We start from the raw sequence: 23650 nt of genomic DNA, 5'->3' as shown, positions 1-23650 counted from the left end.
TCCCGGCCGGCCCTACAACTCGTCGGGGATCGAGTCGCTCGACGGATACATGGTGTCGATGAGGTCCCTGTACTTTTCATGCACATGGTGGCGGCGGAACTTGAAGGTTGGAGAGAGCTCCCCGCTTTCCACCGAGAAATCGTTTGGCAGCAGGGTAAACTTTTTGATCTGCTCGTACCTGGCCAGCGTTTCGTTGATCGCTCCTATGCGCTCCTTGAAGAACGCGAACACCTCGGGGTGGGCCACCAGGTCCTCGTCCCCCTGGAATTTCAGGTTGCGATCGCGGGCGTAGGCGCGCAGGCGGGCGAAATCCGGGACTACCAGCGCCGTAAGATATTTTCTGCGATCGCCGACCACGCAGATAAAGCTGATGTACGGTTCGTTTTCGAACTTTTTCTCGATGTAGAGCGGAGCGATGTTTTTCCCCGACGAGGTGATGAGCAGGTCCTTGATTCGGCCTGTTATTATAAGATAGCCGTCCTTGTCGAAAATGCCGATATCGCCGGTGCGGAAGAAGCCGTCGGCCGTGAATGCCACCTCGTTTTCCTCGTCGCTTTTATAATATTCCTTGAATACCGTCGGGCCCTTGACGAGTATTTCGCCCTCGTCGCTGATCTTTTCGACCACCCCTTCGAGCGGCGGCCCGACCGTGCCGGGCTTGTTGAGGTCGAACCTGTTTACGTTGATGATGGGGGCGGTTTCGGTGAGCCCGTATCCCTCGGTGATCGGCAGGCCGATGCCGCCGAAGAAGTAGGCGATCTCGAGCGGGAGGGGGCCGCCGCCGGAGACGAGGATGCGGACCCTGCTCATGCCCTGTGATGATCTGATCCGCCTGAGCTGGGGATACAGGAGTTTTTTTAGAACGCCCAAAAAAAGCGGGGCTCCGCGGCCGCTGGATTCGGCGATATAGTGTTTGCGGCCGATCTTCATGGCAAGCGAGGCGAGCGCGCGCCTGGTCCTCCCGTACTGCTGCAGCCCCTGAACGATGGTGACGCAGATCTTTTCGTACATGCGCGGGACCGAACAGATAATCGTGGGCCGTACCTCGCGGATGTAATCGAGCACCTCCTCGGTCTCGAGGCTTTTCATTATGCAGAGGAGCGAACCGGTGGCCGTCGCTGACAGCAGGTCGGCGGACAGGCCGAACACGTGGCTGAACGGGAGATGCGCAAGCCGCACGTCTTTATCGGTAACCCGGAAAAGATCGAGAAGCCTCCGCTGTGCGAGGAAATTGCCGTGGGTGAGGAGCGCCCCCTTGGGTATGCCGGTCGTGCCGGGTGTATAAAGGAGCGCGGCAAGATCCTCTTCGCTGACGGTTCGCAGCATCCGCGCAGCATCGTGGACTTTCCCCGAGCGCCTGCCCAGTCTGATGAGTTCGTCGTACGTGAGGACGTTCGGGTTTCCCGTTGCCGTGTGGTAATTCACGATGAGCTTTTTAAGCGGCGATTTCACCCTGTTGAGAATGGCAAGGGACTTCTGGAACTGCATAATGTCGCCGGCGAAGACGAACCTGGACTCCGAGTGCCGAAGCAGCAGGTCGACCTCTTCCTCGGTCATGGTGGGGTAAACCGGTACGAAAACCGCTCCGATGGTGAAGATGGCGAAGAGCTCGATCGCGTACCGGGCCGAGTTGGGAGAGTAGATGGCGACCGTATCGCCCTTTTCAACGCCGAGCTCGAGAAGACCGGCGGCCAGGCAGAGCTGTTGTTCGACGAATTCGGACGCCTTTATGGGCACCATCTCGAGCGTGGAGTGGCCGTTCTTCTCGCGCGAGATGACGGCGGTCCGGTTCCATATCCGCAGATATGAATTGATTTGCAGCGCCCCGAGCGATTTCTCTTCGAGCGGCGCGTCGCTGAAAAGTTCCCTGAGACCCTCGATGCCGCCTGCCGTTTTTCCCATCCGTTAGCACCTCCGTCCCCGACGCTCTCCCGCATTATCCAGAGCGTGCCCGCGGGCGTCAATAAATATATGGGGCGGCGGTTTTTATGTTGATTTTCGGAGCAAATTTCATATCAGACTGTTGCGGGGTCGAAGCGCCCGGAGGGCGTCTTCCGCAGTTTGCGGAAACGCGAAAGCAGCCGTCCCCGGATTTTCGGAATCACCGTGCAATAAACCTGTATGGAGAATTGTCCATGAACTATTATGATGGGAAAACGGTCTACATCACCGGCGGCTCGAGCGGTATCGGCCTCGCCACCGCGGTCCTGCTCGCGTCGTATGGCGCGAATGTGGCGATCTTCGCGCGGAACAAAGAGCGGCTGGAAAAGGCGCTTGCAGAGATAGAAGGCTCGAAGAAATCAGGCTCGCAGCGTTTCGCGGCCGAGTCGCTTGACGTTTCGGACAATCGAGGCGTGAAGAAGGCGATGGCGAAGGCGGTGAAAAAATTCGGCGCGCCGGACGTGCTTATCAACAGCGCCGGAGTGGCCTACTGCAACGATTTTGAAAATACCTCGTTCGAGAAGTTCGACGAGGAGATAAAAATCGACCTGTACGGCGTCTGGAACGTGTGCGAGGCGCTGGTGCCCGTGATGAAGGCGAAGGGCGCCGGACACATCGTGAACATCTCGTCGCTGGCGGGCCTGGTGGGCGTGTACGGCTACACGGCGTACAGCGCGGCCAAGTTCGGCCTGATCGGCTTTTCCGAGAGCCTGCGCGGCGAGCTGAAGCCGCATAACGTGAACGTTTCGGTGCTGTGCCCTCCCGATACGGACACGCCCCAGCTCCGGGAGGAGAACAAGACCAAGCCCGCCGAAACGAAGGCCATCTCCGGGAACGCCGGGCTGTACCAGCCGGACTTCGTGGCGAAGGCCATGCTGAAGGACACGCTGAAGAAAAAGTTCGTCATCATCCCGGGATTTGAAGGGAAGTTTACTCATATAATGAAGCGTTTGTTCCCTTGGCTGGTCGAGGCGGTCATGGACGGGGCGGTAAAAAAAGTACGCAGGCAGGCGGCGAAGAAATGAAGGATTCGGCGCGGCAGGGGCCGAAGAAGAAAGAGGAATACAGGGCGAGGGGATGGCGCCGCGAAGCCATATATCTCATGCGGGCCGTTTTAGGGCGGCGGTTATTTGGTGAAATAAGTTGAACGCCTGATATGCTGCGGTACGCTTTATATGCCACTGGTTGTGTCAAAGCGCAACGCTTACATCCGGTTATGCCGGGACGGGGCGGCGCGCGGGGCGTTTATCAATGAAAGATAAAAAGGAACCGGGCGGAATGGTCGTATCGAAATCGGCACCATACGACTCCTCCATACCCCATCGTATCGAAAACCTGAGTGACGACCGGTCGATCATCCCTGCCGTTCTCTATGGCGCGTAGCTGCCGCCCCTCTCGAGTTTTTGCTGTTGACTGATTATCCCCGGAGTGAATAGTCTGCCGACATACGGTATGCCCGGCCGCCTGTCGCGGACCGTTTCGGAAAGGGAAAAGGTGACAGCATGAGAACCCAGGTAAAGAGCGAAGATTACCAGAATTACCTCAACGACCTCGCCGGCTATTACGGCCAGCAGGAAAAAAGCGAGGAAAAGACCTTCATCGGCGAGCGGCTTAAGAGAATCCGCGAAATGCAGGGAATCTCGCTCGAAAAGCTCGCGAAGCTCTCGGGCGTCGACGAGCGGTATCTGCAGGAAGTCGAAAACGCAAAGGTATTCCCGGACCTGGGATCCATCATCCGATTATCAAAGACCCTTCGCGTCGCCACGGGGATTATCCTCGACGAGGAGTCCGGCTACAGCTACTCGGTCATCCGCAAGGAAGACCGGCGCGATGCGCACAGGACCCCGTCGGGCACCAGGGAGAACCCGCAATACCTCTACCAGTCCCTTTCGACCGGAGTGGTCTCGCGCCACATGGAATCGTTCATCGTCACCCTCCCGGCAGGGGGGAGCGCCGACGAGCTTTCCAGCCACGACGGCGAGGAATTCCTTTTTGTGCTGGAGGGAGAGATGTTGATCCGCCTGGGGAAAAAAGAAGAAACGCTGAAGGAAGGCGACAGTATCTATTATCTCTCAACGGTGCCCCATTCTCTGAAAAGCTTGGGGAGCGGCCCGGCGCAGGTGCTCGCGGTGGTGTATACGGGCTGATTTGTTGATGCTGACTTGTCGAGAATTATAACCGCGCCGGATCGTTTACATTCCGGCGCGAAGCGATGTGCCGGATCCCCACGGACACCCGTCCGAATACCACACATTTCATTAATTCATTGACATTTTTTATAAATGTTTACTTATGGTATATATTTACTGTAAGCAAATATTTATATAGGCTTGGGGAAAATGAATCTCGGCGCGCTGTTGCGGCAGAAACGAAAGGATCGCAAACTCACGCTCAAGGTGGTTGCGGAAAAGGCGGGCATCTCCGAGGGTTTCTTGAGCCAGATCGAGAACGACGTCAATTCGCCCTCGGTCGACACGCTTGTCAATATATGCAGTGCGCTTGGCATGGAAGCCGGCGATCTTCTCAACCAGGCACGCAAGCAGGAAAAGCTGGTGGTGGTGCGCAGGGACGACTGGGACGACGCGGACATTCCCGCGTCGGGTTTCGTTACCAGGCGATTCTTCCCGCCGGAGAACCGGCGGGTCGTAGACAGCTCTGTGCTGCTCATCGAGCAGAACAGGAGCATCCCGGTGAGGAAAAACATCAAGAACAGCCAGGAGGTTTTGTGCGTACTGCACGGTTCGGTCGAGCTTGTGCTCGGGGAGGAGCACATAGCCCTTTCGGAGGGCGACGCGGTGCATTACTGGTCGGTGCCGGAGAAACAGATGGTTACGGGCCGCTCGAAAGGGCGCGCGGCGGTATTATGGGTTGGGACATTGTGAGTATATTTTTAAATATAATTTGGACGACCATCCAGCCGGTGCGGGGATGATTCGCTTCTTCAATGGAACGATGGTTCTGCGGGGCGCGCTCAGTCCGGCGGTCACGCATGAAACCGGGGGAAAAACACAAAACCACAACAACCAAGAGGAGGTCAGTTAATGAATGAGCGTGTCGCAATCATTGGAATAGGCGTAACGGGCTTTACATCCGTAAGCCCCGCCTTGTCCTTCAAGGAGCTTACGTACAGCGCGGCAGTCAAGGCGTACGCCGAAGCGGGACTGCATCCCAGGGAAATTGATTCTTTCGTCACGGCTTCCGAGGACTTCATGGAGGGCTACAGTATTTTCGACGAGTACGTTCCCGACCAGATGGGAGCGGTCATGCGCCCGGTGCACACGGTGACCGCGGATTTTCTCCAGGCCTTTGGGATAGGCTGCATGATGATCAACACCGGAATGTTCCGCACCATCGCCGTGCAGGCCCACAGCAAGGCGTCCAACGTCAAGACGTTGAATGATGTAAAATCATTCGCCCTTGACCCGGTCTACCTGAGGACGCTGAAGGAAAACGCCGAGTTTATCGCGGGCCTCGAAATGCGGCGGTTCATCGACGAGTCCGGCAACACCGAAGAGCAGTGCGCAAGGGTCGTGGTGAAAAACAGGAAGAGCGCGCTCCTTAATCCGCAGGCGGCCCACGGTGCCGATCTTACGGTGGATGACGTCCTTTCGTCCAGGCCAATATCGACGCCGCTCAAACACCTGGACGCGGCCGCGCCCTGTGACGGCTCCATCATGGTGGTACTGGCAGCCGAAAAGGAAGCGAAAGCGCTCTGCAAGAATCCCGTGTGGGTGAAAGGTTTCGCCTGGTTCTCCGGTCAGGGCAATGTATGGTGCCGGAACATGGCCGAGGCCGATTACGCGAGGCTGGCGTCACAGAAGGCCTGTCGGATGGCGGGAATAACCAACCTTTCGAAGGAAATCGATTTCGTCGAGGTCTGCGATGAATATTCCTATAAGGAGCTCCAGCACCTTGAGGCGCTGGGTATTGCCCGTAAGGGAGAGGCGGGCTTTCTGACGGAGACGGGGGAGACTTCGATACAGGGCGCCCTGCCGGTGAACGCCTCGGGCGGTTCCCTGGGCATGGGGCATGCCTTCGAGGCCAGCGGCGGCATGAAGGTCAACGAGGCGGTGACGCAACTGCGGCATCAGGCGGGAGCGCGTCAGGTGAAGAACGCGAGGACGGGCCTTGTTCAGTCCTGGCGCGGCATACCGACGGCCACCGGCTCGGTGGCGATCCTGTCGAACGGGTAAGAGGAGGCATGATATGGGATACAGAAAAGTGGCAGTTGTCGGAGCGGGAATCACAAAATTCGTACGACGCGCGCAGGAGACGGGCCCGGAGATGTCGTATCTTGCCTCCAAAATGGCCCTGGATCAGGCCGGGATGAAGCTGAAGGATGTAGAGATGATCACCATGGGGTCGGCCCCCGACGCCTTCGACGGCGTACATATGAAGGGCGAATATCTCCTCAGCGGCGCGGGCGGGAACAACAAGCAATATATTAGAAATTTCGTTGGCGGCGGCACCGGGGTCTTTGCCCCAGTACACGGATGGATGCACGTGGCTTCGGGCGCCTGCGACGTCTGCCTCGTGGTCTGCTCCGAGAAGATGTCGACCATCTATCCGCATCCGGCGGGTGCCTTTCTCACGATCTTCGATCATACCACGGAGCAGCCCCTGAAACCCACGCTGATATGGATATTCGCGCTGGAGATGCGGCGCTACATGGAGACCTACGGCATATCGAAGGCCGATATCGCCCGCGTGGCCGTAAAGAACAAGAACAACGCCCTGGACCATCCGTCGGCGCAGGTTGCCGAGGTGGTTACGATCGAGGACGTGCTCAATTCCGAGGTGCTGGCCGAACCGGTGAACAGGCTGGATATCAGCCCCGCTTCCGACGGCGCCGCGGCGATACTCCTGGTGAGCGAAGATGTGGCCAAGAGGCTCACCGATAAGCCGGTCTGGATCGACGGCGTGGGCTGGAATCTCGACACAGCCTACTGGGCGACCAAGGACCTCTGCTATCCAAGGTATGTGGAGAAGGCGGCGCGAATGGCCTACGACATGGCCGGCATAAAGGAACCACACAAGGAGATACAGGTGGCCGAACCCTACGATCCCTTCGATTACAAGGAGCTCCATCACATGGAGGGGCTGCTCCTCTGCGCCCGCGGCGACGCGGCGAGACTCACGGCGGAGGGCTACACCGCCCGTACCGGCAACCTTCCGGTCTGCCCCTCGGGGGGGGCCCTGGGCGTGGGGAATCCCATTTCGGCGACTGGGCTTATGAAGGTTATAGAGCTTTTCCTCCAGCTCAGAGGGGAGGCGGGGGCGCGCCAGGTGCCGGGAAATCCCAGGGTGGGCGTGGCCCAGGCCTGGGGCGACCTGATGCAGGTCGGTACTGTCATCGTATTGAGAAGTTAGGAGGCGAATAATGAAGATTGATAATGTACCCGTTAAAGGTCTTTCTGGAGGGGAATACGATAAGGCGCTGAAGATAAGCTGGAAGCCTGAACTGAAGTACGCCTGGGACAATGGCATTGCCATCGGGAAATACCTGAGGGCGCTCAAGGAGGGCGAAATCCTCGGCGCGTTGTGCGAAAAATGCGGAAGGATTATGCTGCCGGCCCGAAGCTTTTGCGAGCTCTGCTGGCGGCCGACCGACGAATACCTTCCGGTCAAGGATACCGGCAAGGTGAACACTTTCGCTATCTGTCACGTAAACTGGGATGCGAGTCGCCTGGGTCCCGACGAGCCCCGGCATATGCCGGCCGTCATCGAGATCGACGGCGCCTCGGACGGCCAGGGAATCATGCACCTTCTGGGCAACGTGAAACCCGAGAACGTGAAGATCGGCATGAAGGTGAAGGCGGTCTGGAAACCCGAAAAGGAAAGGGAAGGCTCCATCACCGATATCAAGTATTTTGAACCAGCGTAAACCGGAGGTCTGATATGTCATTTAAAGAATCAATCTTAAAATCAACTGAACTCGGCTATTTCGAGGGCCAGGTTCCAGTCAAATACCAGTATACCCTGGGTATTGCCGGGGACCGGTTTTTTACCACCGTGATGGAGAAAGGCGATTTCATCGCCTCGGAGTGCTCCGAATGCGGAACGAAGACGATCTACCCGCTTATTTACTGCGAGGAGTGTTTCAGCCCGGTGGAGAAATTCGTTTCCGTGGGGCTGGAGGGCGAGCTTTATTCGTTCACCGGGTGTTATTCGGATTTTCAGGGCAACCGGTATAGCGAAGCCCATCTTATCGGTATGATCAGGTTCAAGGGGGTCAAAGGTGGAATCATCCACCGTCTGAAAATCGAAAAGGGCCATCTGGCGATGGGGTTGAAAGTGAAAGCGGTGTTGAAGCCCCGAAAGGAGAGGATTGGCGGGGTCGACGACATCCTTCACTTCGAGATGGCGTAGGGTTTTGTCGGCATCGGCCGGCGGATGGTTTTGAAACGGGCGGTGGTCGTGATTGCCGCCCGGGACCAACGGGTAAAAATAAATATAAAGAATTTTTTTCCGGGGGCTTACTATGGTCGACTTTGGTTTGACCGAGGAACAGAAGCTGCTCAGGCACAACGTCCGGGAGTTTGCCGAGCACGAGATCGCGCCGCTGGCGCAGATTCTGGACGAGACGGAAACGTTTTCCACCGACCTCACGGGGAAGATGGCGAACATGGGCCTTTTCGGCATAGTGGTCTCGGAGGAGTACGGAGGGCCGAACATGGATTATCTCTCCTACTGCATCGCGGTGGAGGAGATATCGAGGGTGGACGGTTCGCACGGGGCGACGGTGGCGGCGGCGAATTCGCTGGGCATAGGCCCCATCTACTATTTCGGAAGCGAGGAGCAGAAGCGCCAGTGGCTGCCGAGGCTCTGCCGCGGCGAGATACTCGCCTCGTTCGGGCTTACGGAGCCGGGGGCGGGTTCCGACGCCGGGGCGAGCAGGACCAATGCGCGCCTGGAGAACGGCGAGTGGGTGATAAACGGGAGCAAGATATTTATAACCAATTCGACCTCGGTGATGGCGGGCGTCTGCGTTGTGCAGGCGATAACCGGAACGAGGGCGGACGGCAAGAAGGAAGTGTCGTGCATCATGGTGCCCAACGGCACCCCCGGCTTTACGGCGAAGAAGATGACGGGCAAGATGATGTGGCGCGCCTCGGACACGGGCGAGCTGTATTTCGACGACTGCCGGGTCCCCGAGGGGAACCTGATCGGCGAGCGCGGCGAAGGCTTTCACCAGATGCTCTCAACGCTCGACAACGGCAGGCTCGCGATCGCCGCGATGGGGCTTGGCGGGGCGCAGGGTGCGTTCGAGCTCGCACTCAAGTACTCGAAGCAGCGCAAGCAGTTCGGCGTGCCCATCTCGACATTCCAGGTGAACGCCTTTAAGCTCGCCGATATGGCCACCGAGATCGAGGCGGCGCGCAATCTGTTGTACAAGGCCTGCCATCTTAAAGATGCGGGCCTGCCGTTCTCGAAACATGCGGCCATGGCCAAGCTCTACTGCTCGGAGATGATGGGCCGCGTGGTGGACGAGGCGGTGCAGCTGCACGGCGGGTACGGTCTCATGCGCGAGTACAATATCGAGCGCTTTTATCGCGATTACAAGCTCCTCACCATCGGCGAGGGGACGAGCGAGATTCAGCGCACGGTCATCTCGCGCGCTATCGGTTGTTATGCTTAAAGGGGACGTAAATATATATAAAAATGGGCGTGCCGCATAACTTGAGATTCCGGGCTTTGCCCTTCGCAACGCGCGGAGGAAGGCCCGGAATTTCCAGGGACTGCGGCGGGCCCTGACATCCGGGATCCTGAGTGGAGCGATTGGCAATGGGAGACTGTCTTTATTTACAACTTCAGGAGGATTTACCATGTCGGAGTTCAGGGAAATTACCATCGGTGGGCTGTTAAAGGAAACTGTCTCGAAGTATCCCGACAACCGGGCGCTGGTGCATCCGGAGTTCGGAATCAACCAGAGCTATCGCGATTTTTCGGCCTCGTGCGTTTCGGTAGCGAAGGGCTTTATGGCGCTCGGCGTTAAAAAAGGCGATCACGTTTCGGTGTGGACCACCAACCTTCCGCAGTGGGTCTACATGCAGTTTGGCCTGGGCATGATCGGCGCGGTGCTCGTGACGGTCAACACCAACTACAAGTCGCACGAGCTCGAATACATCCTGCGTCAGTCGGATTCGACCACGCTCGTGCTGATGGACACATACCGCGACACGAGTTATTTCGACACGACGAACGAGGTGATTCCCGGGCTGGAAACGCAGGCCCCCGGGAAGACCGCTTCGTCGAAGCTGCCGTCGCTCAAAAACGTCGTCTACATCGGCGATCGCCCGTCGACGCCGGGCATGTTCGCTTTCGACGGGGTGGTGAAGATGGGCGAAGGAGTTACGGACGCGGCGCTCGAGGAGCGGATTGCCTCGTGCGACAGCCACGACGTCATCAACATGCAGTACACCTCGGGGACGACGGGCTTCCCGAAGGGCGTCATGCTCACCCACTACAACATCGTCAACAACGCGCGCATGGTCGGCGACGTGATGGGCCTGTCGGAGAAGGACAGCCTGCTCATCCACGTGCCGCTCTTCCACTGCTTCGGCTGCGTGATGAGCACGCTCAACGGCGTGTATCACGGCTCGACTATGGTGGTGATGGAGGCCTTCGACCCGCTCGCGTCGCTGAAGGCGATCCACACGGAGAAGTGCACGGCGATAAACGGCGTGCCGACCATGTTTATCGCGATGCTCTCGCATCCCGATTTCGACAAGTACGATACGAAGTCGCTCCGTACCGGCATCATGGCGGGGGCGCCGTGCCCCATCGAGGTGATGAACCAGGTGCGCACCCGCATGCACTGCCCCGAGGTGGTCATCGCCTTCGGCCAGACCGAGTGCTCGCCGGTGATGACCATGACGCGCCGCGATGACCCGGTCGAGCTGCGCGTATCGACCGTCGGAAGGCTTTTGCCCGACATCGAGGGCAGGATCGTCAATCCCGACACGGGCGAGGACATGCCCGCCGGCGTGCAGGGCGAGATCGTGACCCGCAGCGCCTGCGTGATGAAGGGCTATTACAAGATGCCCGATGAAACGGCCAATGCCGTGGATTCCGACGGCTGGCTCCACACCGGCGACCTGGGCGAGGTGGACGAAAACGGCTACTTCAAGGTGACCGGGCGCATAAAAGACATGATCATCCGCGGCGGCGAGAACATCTACCCGCGCGAACTCGAGGAGTTCCTTTACACGAACCCCAAGGTGAGCGACGTGCACGTTGTGGGCATACCCGACAAGAAATACGGCGAGCAGGTTCTGGCGGCCATTCAGCTCAAAGAGGGGATGAGCGCGACCGTCGAGGAGTTCATCGAGTTCTGCCAGGGGAAGATAGCGCGCCACAAGATCCCGAAGTACTGGGAGTTCGTCAACGCCTTCCCGATGACGGCCAGCGGCAAGGTGCAGAAGTACAAGCTGCGCGAGATGTACTCGGATAAGTTTGCGTCGTAGGAGTTGTTCGCGTCGGGGCGCGGTGTATGGCCGCGCCCCGTATGCGCCGGCGAAGGTGTCAGGCGTGAATATACCTTAGTATCCTGCCGACAGGTCTTCAGTCCATTCCATAAAATCAGTGAGTAGGCCCCGAGCATCCCACTATGCTCCCGGCGCGGCGCGTTTGGAAGGGGTTGCCGTGTAAATCGGGCAATTTTGTGTCAACGAAGCGTTCGGACGTCATGACGGCGGGTTTGTGCCATGTATACCTAAACTGAAGGAGTTCGCGGTGCAGTATCGGGCAATCAGGGTATGGGAAATAACGCAGTATGTGTTGACTTTTTTGCTGAAATCGTCTGTAGTATCGTTCGATAAAAACTGCCGCGGCTGAAATTGGAAATGGAGAAGGGGTTTTCGATTGATATGACTAATCCAGCACCAATAGCGATTATCGCCATTATATCGTTGACCGCATTGCTATGCCCCTTTTGCGGACAAAAGGATACAGGCGATATCCACGAAAAAGAAACGGAAAAAACATGGGAGGAAAAGATATCGGGGAAAGCGGATGTCCCGAAAACCGAGCAGGGGCCGGGGAAAAAGAAAAAAAGCACCGAGCAGAAACCGAAGAGCCTTCACGACAGGCTGGAGGATTTAGATAAAGCGATACGGGAAAACCCGCGCGATCCGGAGCTTTACGGCGAAAGGGGCACGGTCCGATACCTGCTCGGCGATTACCGGGGAGCGGTCGCGGATCACGACGCGGCCATAGCGTTAAACCCGGGACTCGCCGACGCGTATGTGCGCCGCGGCGAAGCGAAAAACGCGCTGAAGGAGTACGCCGGAGCCATAGACGACTTCAACGAGGCGATACGGCTGAAGCCGCGGTCCGCCGTGGCGTATTTCGGCAGGGGATACGCCAAACACATGCTGGAGCGATACAACGAGTCGATAGCCGACTACGGCCTTGCCATCGACCTTGAAAAGGGATATACGAAAGCGTATTACAACAGGGGTACGGTGAGGTTCGAGGCGCGCGATTACAAGGGAGCCCTGGAGGATTTCAGCAGGGTAATCGACCTGGAGCCGGATGACGCCTTCGCGTACCTGCGCAGGGGAGGCGTGAGGGAAAAATACGGGGAGCTCCGCGAGGCGCTGGAGGATTACACGAAGGCCATAGGTCTCCGCCCGCGTGAGGCGGCGGCCTATTACAGCCGGGGGAAAGTGAGGCTCAGGTTGAAGATGGATGAGGAGGGGTGTGAGGATATCAGGAAGGCCGGTTCGCTCGGCTGGAAGGCGGCATCGGACGGTATGAGCGCCTGTCATGACTGACCGCCCCGGGCATACGGCGCGCGACCGGTACGGTGGCGTAAATAACCCGCCGCTTGAGGCCGTGCCGCGTACTTCCGGAAAGGGCCGCGCCGTCGCTCGCCTTCCCCGCGTTACGCGAAGCGGGAAACTCCACCGGTGTTTCCGCGCCGGTGTTTTACTATCATGCATGATGATACCGGCTCTTCTCGCGTTCCCCGGCGTTATGGAAGCGGCCTTGCCGGAAAGCGAGGAGGCCATCCGTGAAATACAGCGGAAGCGGCAGGAAATAGAACAACGATTGCGGGAACGGGAGCGAATTGAAAAGAAGGAGCGGGAAGAGGGAAAGGAGGGCGAGCGGCCCGCTCCCGCGGATGAAAGCGGGCTCCGCATCCTGGTAAGTGAGATCGAGCTTCAGAATTCCGGGCTGTTGAGCGAGAGGGAGAAAAACGGGCTTCTCGAGCCGTTTATGAACAGGGAGATCGGTTACAACGATATAAACGTCCTGGTGGGGAAGATAACGAATACCCTGATAGAGAAAGGATACGTCACCGCGCGGGTAAAGGTGCCCCTGGGGCAGAACCTTAAATCCGGGAAGCTCGTGCTTACCATAATCAACGGTTACATCGAGGACATCCATCCGGAAAAAGAGGGCGCGCGGAGAAGGATGCAGGTGTTTTCCGCGTTTCCGTTTCTTGAAGGGAAGCCGCTCAACATCAACGACCTCGATTACGGGATCGAAAAGATGAACAGGCTGAAGTCCAATAACGCCACCATGAGAATCGTGCCGGGCGCGGCGCTGGGGGCCTCCGGCATCGTCATCTATAACGCGCCGGGGCATCCGGTGCACCTCGAAGCGGGGATCGACAACCTGGGGCAGAAGACGACCGGGGAATACAGGAAGAAACTCTCCCTGGGGCTGGACAACCTGGCAAGCGTGAACGATCTGTGCCTTCTAACGTATACCGACGGGCCGGATACCGATACGCGCGAGAAATACACCCGCTGCTATACGATGTTCATGGAGTTCCCACTCGGGTACTGGACGTTTTCGCTCATGTACAGCCGTTCGGAATACATGCAGCACATACAGGGGCTCGGCGCCCCGTATAAGATGGCGGGTAACGACGGCAGCGGCGTTTTTACCATCGACAGGCTGCTCTGGAGGAAGAAGCTGGACAGGGTTAAAGGCAGGATGTCGCTCAACCTGAAGGAAAAGGAGACGTTCATCCAGGACATTAAAATCGACGCACAGAGCGACAGGCTCGCCATAGCACAGTTCGGCCTTGTCTATAACGGATACCTCGGCGGCGGCTATTTTTACTGGGAGGCCTGCTACGACAGGGGAACCCGGCTTTTCAAGGCGAGCAAAGACGCGCCCGGGATGTCGGCCGATATGCCGAGGGCGCAGTTTGAAAAATATAAAACGAGCGTATTCTGGAACCGCCCGTTCTTTATCCTGGGGCGGGGCTTCGCGTACTCCGTCAACCTGAGCGGGCAGTACGGCATGGATACCCTGTATAACTCCGAGCAGCTCAATATCGGGGATTTTTACACCGTGAGGGGCTTTAAAAATCACTCGGCGGTCGGTGACCGGGGGTATTATGTCCGGAACGAGCTGTCGGCGCATGATTTTTCGGGCGTATGGAAGCGTTTGAGAGGCCTTAAATTTTTTACCGGTTTCGATTACGGGTATATAATCGATAAAATCGGTAAAAAATCCGACGGCGGCCGCGGAGAGGCGAGCCTGGCGGGGGTATCGGCGGGAGTGGCGTATACCGGCGATTTTTTCGACGCGAACCTGACATACGCGCGAAAAGTGTCCGCTCCGTCTTTTATATAAGGAAGACGAGTACGTTATATACGCCGTCGCGACGGCGAAGCTGACTGACGCGGCGGCGGAGGCGTGGCGCGCGTTTTCGGGCGAGAATAAAAAAACCGACAGGGATGGATAAAAATCATTGACACCGGGAGACTGCTGTCTTACAACTAACGCTTGCAGCCCGGTGTACGTGTGAATAACGACAGGAGTCCGAAAGATGGGGAAAACCGTTAAATTGACGCTTGCCGCGCTGGCCGTGCTTGTGGCGGTCGTTGCCGCCCGGGCCGAGGAGAAGGTCGTCGTTAACCTGAACACGGGCGAGCTTGCCTTTTCCCTCAATCTATTGAATTCCATCGAGCTGGCCGGCGGAGAGGTGGGCCCCTTCCTCGATATCAAGGCGCTGCTGGAGTCGTCCTACAAGGAATCGAGCAGTGGGAAAAAGGGCTCCACCGATGTCGGCTTTACCGTCCCCATGGCCAAGAATTTTCTTTTCTTCATGCAGCGCGCCAAGCTGAGGGGCGAGGACGCCACCGTGTTTTATGATCTGAACAAGAAGATGGTGGCGGCCATCAAGAAGGTAAGCAAGGAATAGGTGACCCGGTAACGCCGTACGCTCCCCGGCGGTTCCCGCCCGGGTGGTGGTGCTTGTTCATCGGTTTCATCGGTAAACGGTCTTTCATTTTCGGGTGAGTGCTAATCGACGCAGTCATCCGAGGTGCGGTTCTTCCAGTTAGAACCCCGATCCCCGCGTCGACCACACGGAGCATTGATAATTCAAAGACTTGTCGCCCGCCTCGGGCCGGTGTAACCCGGAGGCTCCCGGGACAGGTGACAATTCGGAATAGAATGCTATGAGAAACATGTCATCGCGAGGAGCGCAGCGACGTGGCGATCTCTAAAGGCAACATGTTGATTCATGAAACTCTGTGCATAGAGAGATTGCCACGCCCCCAAACGGCGGGGGCTCGCAATGACAGGATGTTATGAGGAGCATGTCATCGCGAGGAGCAGAGTGACGCGGCGGTCTCAACAGGCGCTACGTTGTAAAGCATCAACGCTGTTTATGATGAACCGTATGAGAAAACCGCTAAAAACAATCAGGCGATTGCTGGGGCGCGCGTTCGAGTACGCGCTGGTGTGCGTACTCATAGCGGAGCTCTCTATTGCCGCCCTCCCCGTAATGGCAGGAGGCATAGCAGTTGATCAATCCGCGTCAGGGAACAAGCCCACCGTGGACACGGCCCCGAACGGCGTGCCGCTCGTGAACCTCGCGAAGACCGACGGGCGCGGCGTGTCGCATAACAAGTTCACCGACTACAACGTGGGTCCGGGCGGCGTCATCCTCAACAATTCGACCGCGGACGGGGTGTCGGTGCTGGGGGGCGCCATATACGGCAACCCGAACTTCCGGGGCGGCTGTGCGGCATCGCTCGTCATAAACGAGGTGACGGGGAATAAGGCGAGTAACCTCCGCGGGTACACGGAGATGTTCGGCAGGCGCGCGGATTTCATCCTGGCCAATCCCAACGGGATCGTTTTGAACGGGGCCGGGTTCATCAACATTCCCCGGGTGACGCTTTCTACCGGGGTGCCCGTTTTCGACGCGGGCGTCTTCCGGGGGCTGGACATAGCGGGCGGAAACGTTTCCATAGAGGGAAGCGGCGTCGACGCCACGCAGGCTGACTACTTCACCATCGTTACGCGCATGGCCTCGCTCTCCGCGCCGGTGTGGGGCAGGGACGTGAGCATCATCACCGGCACGGGCTTCTACAATCACGATGACCGGGTGTTCACGCTCCGCGACACGCCGGAGGGGAAGCCGGAGTTCGCCATCGACGCCTCGGCCCTGGGAAGCATCTACGCCGGAAGGATCAGTCTCGTCTGCAATGAACAGGGCGTGGGCGTACGCTCGAAGGCGGACATGCTGGCGGACGCCGCGGATATCCGCATACGCGCGGACGGGAACATAGAGCTTAAGAACGCACAGGCCGCGACGGACGTCCGCGTATGGTCCGGCTCGGGTGAGATCATCCAGACGGGAACGGCGCTGGCCCTGGGGGACCTCGAATACGGCGCGGCGAGGGTAGCGAACAGGGGCTCTCTCCTGGCGGTGAACGATCTCGCCGTAACGGGCCTTCTTGACAACGAGGGGGGAGAGATCGCCGCGGGCGGAAACATCATGATCGCCGCGAACGACGCGCTCAATAACAGGGGCGGGAGCATCAGGCTCGGCGGAACGGACACGGGGAGCGTTCATATAACGGGCCTGGCCGCGCTCGACGGCGAGGGGGGCGCGATTACCTCCTCCGGGGCGCTCGTCCTCGACATGACCGGCGACATTACGCTTTCGGGCGCCACGGGCCTGTTGTACGCGGGCAGGGCGTTCACCCTGAACGCGGCCAACGTGGTGAACGATACCACCCTCGAGATGGACGGAAGCGTCACGATCAACGCGGGCGGGGACCTTACGAACCACGGGAGGATTAGCAGCGCCTCCGGTATTTCGATAAACGCGGCGCACGTGGAAAACAGCGACGCGCTCGCGGACTCAGGAATCTTCCCGGAGATATCCTCGGGGGACCGCCTCGCGATAACGGCCGAGGGCATCACCAACAGCGGCGGCCTCCTCTTCGCCGTGAACGGCATAACGCTCGAAAGCGCGTCGCTCTCCAACGTCAGCACGAATATCGACGACGACAACCTGCTGGGCAACGCATATATCTACTCCATGGGGGGCATGGCGATACGCGGCAAGGCCGCGTCGGGGAACACGCTGTACAACCATTCCGCCTATATCGGCGCGGACGGGGACATGGCGATCGAGCTGGGAAGCGACGGGACGCTCGTCAACACGGGCGCCGACCTGGGGACGTATACCAAAGAGTGGGTGAGCACCGGCGCGGGTTTCGGCAAGAGCTGGGCCGTGCTTGCAAGGGACGTAATAACCAACGGCGATATGCGCACCGCTTCCTCATACCTCGTGTCGGGGGGGAACCTCTCCATCAACGCGGGGGACGTGCTCAACCACGGAAGCGAGATATCGGCGGCGGGGAATCTGACGATCGACGCCGATACGCTGACCAACGAGACCCATACGGTCGACGTATCGCAGAAAATATTAGAAGGGAAGAGGACACGCCATACAAAAAAGATCGATTTAGGTTTTGGGAAGATAAAGTATGAAACCTATTACACCAACGACACGCGCTATCGGTACGAAACCGTCACTCTTGGCTCCAACACCACGGCCCTGATACAGGGGAAAACGGTAACGATACGCGCGAACAAGCTCGGCAACGGTATCGAGCGCAGCACGCCCGGAAGCGCCGCCGGCGGGCGCGTCGGCACCGTTACGAACAACGCCGCGCTGAACGAGCTGGTCAACACCGGCGCCATCGACGTATCGCGGTACGTGAGCGTCGATGGCAACGCCCTGTTCGCCATCAACACCGCGCCCGGAACGACGTACCTCATAGAGACCAGGAACCGGTTTATCGACCTGAACGGCCTGTACGGCTCGCAGTACTTCTTCGACCGGATCGGCTACAGCCCCGGGGACGTGAAGATACTGGGCGACGCGTATTACGAAGAACAGCTCATCATGCGCGCCATCTACCAGGCGACGGCGGAAAAGTACCTGGGCGAGGACATAGCGAGCAACCAGGAGGAGATGAAGTACCTCCTCGACAACGCGGCGACGGCGTATAAGGACCTTAGCCTGGCCGTCGGGGTGGCGCTTACGAAGGAACAGATAAACCTGCTCCAGGAGCCCATCGTATGGTACGTTGAGGAGACGGTGAAGGGGATTACGGTGCTCGCGCCCAAGATTTACATCCCCGAGCACATAGTGGCGGGCTTTACGAACGGCGGCACGGCGAAGATAGCGGCCGGCACCGTGAACATGGACATCACCGAGGGGCTTACGAACAGCGGCCTGATCGCGGGGAAGAGCTCTCTCGTCGTTAACGCCGGGAAGATCACCAACACGGCGAGCGGCATCGAAGGCATGACCGCGGAGATACGGGGCGGCGAGGTCGACCTGGTATCGGCGGGCGATATCATCAACCGGGGCGCCGTCATCAAGGCCGGGAAGACGCTGAACGTTACGGCCGCGGGCGACATTGTGAACGAAACTTCAAACGCGACAGGCAGTATGATCGCGGAGATTAAAGGCGGGGATGTGAATGTAGTGTCGGGAAGTGATGTCGTCAACAGGAGTGCCGTCATCAACGCCGACAGGACAGTAAGCATAACCGCCGCCGGTAACATAGTAAACGAGACGACGGTTAAAACCACCAGGCTTACCAGAGGGGAGATCAGATCGACCCTGGGAACGACGGCCTCGATAGAAAGCGGGGACAGGCTCTCCATTAACGCCGGGGGCGATTTCACGAACAGGGGGGCGGAGGTAAAGTCGGGTAGCGACGCGGTGATCGAGGCGGGCGGGAACATCGACTTCGAGACGGTGAAGCTTCGCGCCGTGAAGAACGAGCGGCGGCACGGCGTGAAGGGGGTAAGCGACGGCACCACGTCGATCGGGTCGGAGCTCGACGTGAACGGAAACCTCTCGATGAGCGCGGGCCGTGACGTCAACTTCGTGGGAAGCGCCGCGGACATAGAAGGAAAGGCGGACGTAAAGACGGCGGGGAATTTCAATTTACTGAACGATTACGACACCGATTCGTTCAAGGGGAAAAAAAGAAGCGGAAACGCGTACAAGAGCAAGACCACGAAGGTTCAAAGCTACGATAAAACCGTCGTGGGATCGAGCTTTACCACCGGCGACGACCTCAACGTGGAAAGCGGTAATGACATCAATATAATCGGAAGCACGGTGTCGTCGGGAAAGGACATGAAGCTCTCCGCCGCCGGGACGGAAAACATTGTGGCGGTAAACGACGAGCACTACTTCAAGAAAGAGACAAAGAAGAGCGGCTTCGCCCAGGGCGGGTCGATCTACGGGAAGGAAGCGCGTCAGGACATGACCTACGACAGCAAGGTCAAGGGCTCCACGGTGGATGTTAGAGGCACATACGCGTCCCATTCCGGGAAGGACACCAACATCATCGGGAGTACACTTACCGCCGGCGACCTGGCCGATATTTCCGCCGACGGGAGCGTCAACATTGTCGCGGCCTACGACCGGCACGACGAATCGCACACCACGGTAAAGACCGGCATAGGCGGTGCCAAGGACATCTACAGCCAGGAGCTTGACCTGGAGGAGAGCGGTTACACGAAGGCCGTGGGCTCGGTCATAACGGCAAAGGAGCTTACGGTAAGGAGCGGAGCGGATGTATATGTAGAGGGAAGTACGCTCAACGCGGAGAACGCGACTATCGACGCCGCGGGGAATTTTACGGAGACGAGCGCGAAGAACACGAGCTATCACCGCGAGGTGCACGAGAAGACGGGCGTGAGCGTTATGGAGGCGGCGAAATACGCCGGCCTTATGACGCTTACGGGGGGAATGGCGAGCCCGCTGAACGCGTATCTTACGACGCTCGTAACCGGGCACGCCACGAACAACATGGCGAAGGAGGAAAACGGAAGGGTTTCGGTCGAAATGGGCCGGGTGGAATACGAGCGGAGCGAGAAGACCGTCGAGACGATCACGCAGGCGTCGTCCATCCTGAACATAACGAACGACCTCGCCGTGAGCGCCGGGAAGGACCTTACGATAGCGGGCTCCGAAGTGAATGCCGGATGGGACGTTACGCTTACCGCCGGCGGTAACGTGAACATTCTCAGCACGGAGGAGAGCTCGAAGACGACGAGCGAGACGATAAAGGGAAGCGGCGTGGTGACGGTGGGAGCGAAGCACGCGGCGACGGACGTGTACTACGCCGGGAAGGCGCTTGCCGAGGCGGTAAAGGCGCTCGAGACGGCGAAGAAGGATTATGACGACTACAAGGAAAATATTAGGAAGGCGAGGGAGGATAAGGGGAAGGGCCTCATCGACGAGGACGACTACGAGGCGCTGGAGTCGATGGAGAAGTACTACCTCGCCAACATAGCGCTCCTTACCGAGAACGTGGTGGCGAAGACGGCCAACCTGGTAAAGGCGACGGCGGGCCTGGGATCGAGCGGGGAGACGCTGGGCTTCAGCGGTGACATTCAACTGGACATAGACGCGAGCATAACGAAGAACAAAGAGGAATCGACGACGCGGAAGGGCTCTACCCTCTTTGCGGGCGGGAACCTTGCGATACAGTCCGGGAAGACGGCGAAGATAGAGGGAAGCGACCTCGGCGCCGAAGGCGAGCTTTCGATCGACGCGGAAGACGTGGAGATAACGGCGGCGCGGAACACGAACAAGTCGAGCTCGAGCACCAGGCAGGCGCACATAAACGGAAGCTACAGCACGAACGGCTCGTGGGGAGTAAACGCCGACGCGAGCTACTCGGAGATGGACTCGGAGAGCACGACCTGGGCCAATTCCCGCCTGAACGCGACCAATATAAGCATTACGAGCAAAAACGACACCACGGTGCGCGGCGCCGTGGTGTCGGCGAACGAGCAGCTTGACCTGAACGTCGGCGGGAACCTGATAGTGGAATCCCTGCAGGACAAGAGCAGCTCCGGCTCGCACAGCCTGGGCCTGAGCGCCGGGTACAGCGAAAGCAAATCCGGCAGCGGGTTGAATGCCGGAGGCAATTTCAGCGTATCGAGCAGTACAAGGAAATGGGTGAGCGAACAGACGAGCCTTACGGGAAACAGCGTAAATATATACGTGGAGAACAAGACTACCCTGAAAGGGGCGGTGATCGCCTCGACCTCCAACGATCTTACTCTCGATACCGGTTCCTTTGAGTACATCCATATAAAAGACAAGGACATCTCCTATAACGCGGGAGCTGGCGTAAACCTGGGATCGAACAGCACGGGCAAACCCGAGGAGAAGAACAATACGTGGAGCGTGAACGCGAGCTACGGCTTTTCGCAGAAGCGGCAAACGAACTTCGCGACCATAGGCGAGGGGACGATTATTGTACGGGATGGGGAAACGGACCTCTCGGGGCTTAACCGGGACGTAACGAAGGCGCAGTACGGGACGGTGGATATAGGGCTTAAGGGCGGGTTTACGGTTGATAGCTCGACGGTGGCGTTTGTGACGGACCCGGAAGGAGAGATAAAGAATGCGATTGATTCGTTGAAGAAAGGATATGGTGACGCGGCGAAGACGACGGAGGAGATATACGAGAAGTCGGTTGTGATGTATGAAAGGACGACGAATTTCATAAACGACAAAGGGTTTTACACGAATAAGGAGATACGAATAAACGAATGCATACAGGTGTGGAATGACGATTCAAAGTATGGTATAGGGGCGCAGCTTTATGAAAAATATAAAGAAGTGATACTAGGGAGTAATTTCTACAAAGATACAAGGACAAGTACCGACTTAAAGCTCGCCTATATTGAATTGCTGGGGATCGACCCGACTGGAACGATATTGGACGAAGTTCAGCAGCGTAGACACATTATACGAGAACATGAGCTGGATGAGATAGCACGGCAGAAGATAGAGAGAGCGTATGCGAATGAAGCGATAACTCCCATGCTAATTGGTCCGATAGATGACCTGTTTCCGGGGTTTTCCGATTTGAAAGATTTGAAAGCCGCAATTACCGGGTACGATGAATTTAATGATAAACTAAGCGGGATTGACCGTGCCGCAAGCATAGCAGGCGCAGCGTTACCAATAGTATCCGGGAAGATGGTTAAAGCGGGGATTGATGTCGTTTCCGAAGGGGCGGAGCAGATTGCTAAGCATGGGGATGCGGTAAGTAAAATTACGAAAGAGACAAAAATTATAGAAAATAAAATAAAGGGTGACGCTTTTCGCGATGAAATTTCATACTTAATGAATAAAGAAGGATTCAATGTTCAAACTGAGGTTGCAAAAAATACTCCCTTTGGTAAACGAGTTATTGATATTGAGGTAAGCAAGGATGGACGGGTTCTTGGTGGTATTGAGACCAAAGCTGGCAAGTCGCCTTACACTCCAAGTCAACGAGCAAAAGATAATTGGTTAAAACAGCAAGGGTATCAAGTTGATGTAGTGAGGGACAAGTAAATGAATTCCTCACTAAAGTATAATAATCTGATAAAGATGTATTTCAAACCGTTTTTTAAAGAATATGGCTTTTCTCTTGAGGGGAACACTTTTATAATAAAGGAAAATTCAAATTATGGATTGATAGATTTTCAAAAAAGTCGAAAGAGTAAAAATGATATAGTTATTTTTACAATCAATATTGGAGTTATATCAAATAGATTGATAGATTATTTTTCGCTAAATATTGAATCTCCTTCTATAGAAGATTGCCATTGGAGACAACGAATAGGGTTTTTACTTAAAGAAAACAATGATAAATGGTGGCAGATCGATCAGGGAACAAATGTTGATGAATTATATATGGAAATAAAGGAATATTTAACGTCATATGCAATTAGTGCAATTCAGGAAAACATGCATGATGAAAACCTTGTTAATTTGTGGCTAAGTGGGAAATCCCCAGGATTAACGGACATTCAGAGATTATTGAATCTTTCGGCTCTTGTGAAGAAGATGGGGACATATGATACGAGGCTACTTGCGGAAATAATTACTGAGCTGCATCAAGCCTCGATTAATAAACCATTTTTCAAAATGGTTGAGGTGCATGTTAATAAATTAAAAAATGAGGAGTAAACTTATACTACAAAAAGTCGAGGGGCTTAATGCATATTCCGGACCAAACCTGCCACTGATTCCGGAATAAACCTGCCACCTGTTCCGGTCGAAACCTGCCGGTCATTCCGGAGCAAACCTGCCACCTAATAAATCTTCTCAACGCCATTACGGTCATGATAATCGCCGCATAAAACAAATGCGGAGAGCGACCATGGCACAGAGGAGAACATCAGTGAAAAGAATAAGGGAAGCCCTGAGGCTTCATCAGGAATGCGGCTTAAGCCTGAGGCAAACGGCCCAGGCGTTGGATAGGAGGGTGTAAAAAAGATTGTGTAAATGGCCATAACAAATACCATGAGGAGAGGAAAGAAAATGGCCACCAAGAAAGAAGATTTAGTCGAGAAGTTGCTTGAAGATGTAGATTTCAGCAAACTCACGCCCGAGCAGATAACC

17 protein-coding genes are annotated in these 23650 nt (G+C 56.9%); 15 read left to right on the top strand and 2 right to left on the bottom strand.

The window, feature by feature from the left end:
* Positions 1–12 precede the first annotated feature (12 nt).
* The gene (locus tag VLM75_10135) at positions 13–1902 is read right to left on the bottom strand and encodes a long-chain fatty acid--CoA ligase (GenBank protein HSV97279.1); all 1890 of its coding nucleotides are present in this window, start codon (positions 1900–1902) and stop codon (positions 13–15) included.
* Between the two features lie 233 nt (positions 1903–2135).
* On the opposite strand from VLM75_10135, the gene VLM75_10130 reads away from it, so the two are divergent.
* From VLM75_10130 to VLM75_10060, 15 genes are all read left to right on the top strand, one after another.
* Positions 2136–2966, top strand: a complete 831-nt coding sequence (locus tag VLM75_10130) for an SDR family oxidoreductase (GenBank protein ID HSV97278.1) — start codon at positions 2136–2138, stop codon at positions 2964–2966.
* Between the two features lie 226 nt (positions 2967–3192).
* Positions 3193–3324 carry a hypothetical protein gene (locus VLM75_10125; protein ID HSV97277.1) on the top strand — a complete coding sequence of 44 codons (132 nt, stop codon included), beginning with the start codon at positions 3193–3195 and terminating at the stop codon, positions 3322–3324.
* Between the two features lie 119 nt (positions 3325–3443).
* Positions 3444–4088, top strand: a complete 645-nt coding sequence (locus VLM75_10120; GenBank protein ID HSV97276.1) for an XRE family transcriptional regulator — start codon at positions 3444–3446, stop codon at positions 4086–4088.
* A 192-nt stretch (positions 4089–4280) separates the two neighbouring features.
* A complete protein-coding gene (locus VLM75_10115) occupies positions 4281–4823 on the top strand; it encodes an XRE family transcriptional regulator (GenBank protein ID HSV97275.1) in 543 nt (180 codons plus the stop codon).
* 159 nt (positions 4824–4982) lie between these two features.
* Positions 4983–6134, top strand: coding sequence for an acetyl-CoA acetyltransferase (locus tag VLM75_10110; GenBank protein HSV97274.1), 1152 nt, complete (start codon positions 4983–4985; stop codon positions 6132–6134).
* Positions 6135–6147: 13 nt separating this feature from the next.
* The gene (locus tag VLM75_10105) at positions 6148–7311 is read left to right on the top strand and encodes a thiolase domain-containing protein (protein HSV97273.1); all 1164 of its coding nucleotides are present in this window, start codon (positions 6148–6150) and stop codon (positions 7309–7311) included.
* Between the two features lie 10 nt (positions 7312–7321).
* Positions 7322–7825: a Zn-ribbon domain-containing OB-fold protein gene (locus VLM75_10100; protein ID HSV97272.1), complete on the top strand. Its 504-nt coding sequence runs from the start codon at positions 7322–7324 to the stop codon at positions 7823–7825.
* Between the two features lie 14 nt (positions 7826–7839).
* Entirely contained in the window at positions 7840–8310 is a 471-nt protein-coding gene (locus tag VLM75_10095) for a hypothetical protein (protein HSV97271.1), read from the top strand.
* A 112-nt stretch (positions 8311–8422) separates the two neighbouring features.
* The gene (locus tag VLM75_10090) at positions 8423–9580 is read left to right on the top strand and encodes an acyl-CoA dehydrogenase family protein (GenBank protein HSV97270.1); all 1158 of its coding nucleotides are present in this window, start codon (positions 8423–8425) and stop codon (positions 9578–9580) included.
* A 187-nt stretch (positions 9581–9767) separates the two neighbouring features.
* Positions 9768–11408 carry an AMP-binding protein gene (locus VLM75_10085; protein HSV97269.1) on the top strand — a complete coding sequence of 547 codons (1641 nt, stop codon included), beginning with the start codon at positions 9768–9770 and terminating at the stop codon, positions 11406–11408.
* Between the two features lie 402 nt (positions 11409–11810).
* On the top strand, positions 11811–12719 hold the full coding sequence (locus tag VLM75_10080) for a tetratricopeptide repeat protein (GenBank protein ID HSV97268.1): 909 nt from the start codon (positions 11811–11813) through the stop codon (positions 12717–12719).
* Positions 12720–12885: 166 nt separating this feature from the next.
* Positions 12886–14538, top strand: coding sequence for a ShlB/FhaC/HecB family hemolysin secretion/activation protein (locus VLM75_10075; GenBank protein ID HSV97267.1), 1653 nt, complete (start codon positions 12886–12888; stop codon positions 14536–14538).
* A gap of 196 nt (positions 14539–14734) precedes the next feature.
* Positions 14735–15109 (top strand): hypothetical protein, encoded by a 375-nt coding sequence (locus VLM75_10070; protein HSV97266.1) that lies wholly within the window; start codon positions 14735–14737, stop codon positions 15107–15109.
* Between the two features lie 483 nt (positions 15110–15592).
* Positions 15593–22597: a hemagglutinin repeat-containing protein gene (locus VLM75_10065; protein HSV97265.1), complete on the top strand. Its 7005-nt coding sequence runs from the start codon at positions 15593–15595 to the stop codon at positions 22595–22597.
* Positions 22598–23215: a DUF4304 domain-containing protein gene (locus VLM75_10060; protein ID HSV97264.1), complete on the top strand. Its 618-nt coding sequence runs from the start codon at positions 22598–22600 to the stop codon at positions 23213–23215.
* Between the two features lie 125 nt (positions 23216–23340).
* Here VLM75_10060 and VLM75_10055 read toward each other — a convergent pair.
* Positions 23341–23650: hypothetical protein (locus VLM75_10055; protein HSV97263.1), on the bottom strand; the 310-nt coding region annotated here is incomplete at its 5' end.

The sequence above is a fragment of the Spirochaetota bacterium genome, from assembly GCA_035477215.1.
Classification (GTDB): Bacteria; Spirochaetota; UBA4802; order UBA4802; family UBA5368; genus MVZN01.
Note: the sequence above shows the minus strand (reverse complement) of the source record. Positions and strands in the feature narration are given on the sequence as shown.

Coding starts and splice junctions, on each gene's coding strand:
- VLM75_10125 (HSV97277.1), top strand. CDS start 3,193: ATGAAAGATAAAAAGGAACCGGGCGGAATGGTCGTATCGAAATCGGCA.
- VLM75_10075 (HSV97267.1), top strand. CDS start 12,886: ATGATGATACCGGCTCTTCTCGCGTTCCCCGGCGTTATGGAAGCGGCC.
- VLM75_10095 (HSV97271.1), top strand. CDS start 7,840: ATGTCATTTAAAGAATCAATCTTAAAATCAACTGAACTCGGCTATTTC.
- VLM75_10100 (HSV97272.1), top strand. CDS start 7,322: ATGAAGATTGATAATGTACCCGTTAAAGGTCTTTCTGGAGGGGAATAC.
- VLM75_10070 (HSV97266.1), top strand. CDS start 14,735: ATGGGGAAAACCGTTAAATTGACGCTTGCCGCGCTGGCCGTGCTTGTG.
- VLM75_10110 (HSV97274.1), top strand. CDS start 4,983: ATGAATGAGCGTGTCGCAATCATTGGAATAGGCGTAACGGGCTTTACA.
- VLM75_10060 (HSV97264.1), top strand. CDS start 22,598: ATGAATTCCTCACTAAAGTATAATAATCTGATAAAGATGTATTTCAAA.
- VLM75_10120 (HSV97276.1), top strand. CDS start 3,444: ATGAGAACCCAGGTAAAGAGCGAAGATTACCAGAATTACCTCAACGAC.
- VLM75_10130 (HSV97278.1), top strand. CDS start 2,136: ATGAACTATTATGATGGGAAAACGGTCTACATCACCGGCGGCTCGAGC.
- VLM75_10065 (HSV97265.1), top strand. CDS start 15,593: ATGAGAAAACCGCTAAAAACAATCAGGCGATTGCTGGGGCGCGCGTTC.
- VLM75_10080 (HSV97268.1), top strand. CDS start 11,811: ATGACTAATCCAGCACCAATAGCGATTATCGCCATTATATCGTTGACC.
- VLM75_10135 (HSV97279.1), bottom strand. CDS start 1,902: ATGGGAAAAACGGCAGGCGGCATCGAGGGTCTCAGGGAACTTTTCAGC.
- VLM75_10115 (HSV97275.1), top strand. CDS start 4,281: ATGAATCTCGGCGCGCTGTTGCGGCAGAAACGAAAGGATCGCAAACTC.
- VLM75_10105 (HSV97273.1), top strand. CDS start 6,148: ATGGGATACAGAAAAGTGGCAGTTGTCGGAGCGGGAATCACAAAATTC.
- VLM75_10085 (HSV97269.1), top strand. CDS start 9,768: ATGTCGGAGTTCAGGGAAATTACCATCGGTGGGCTGTTAAAGGAAACT.
- VLM75_10090 (HSV97270.1), top strand. CDS start 8,423: ATGGTCGACTTTGGTTTGACCGAGGAACAGAAGCTGCTCAGGCACAAC.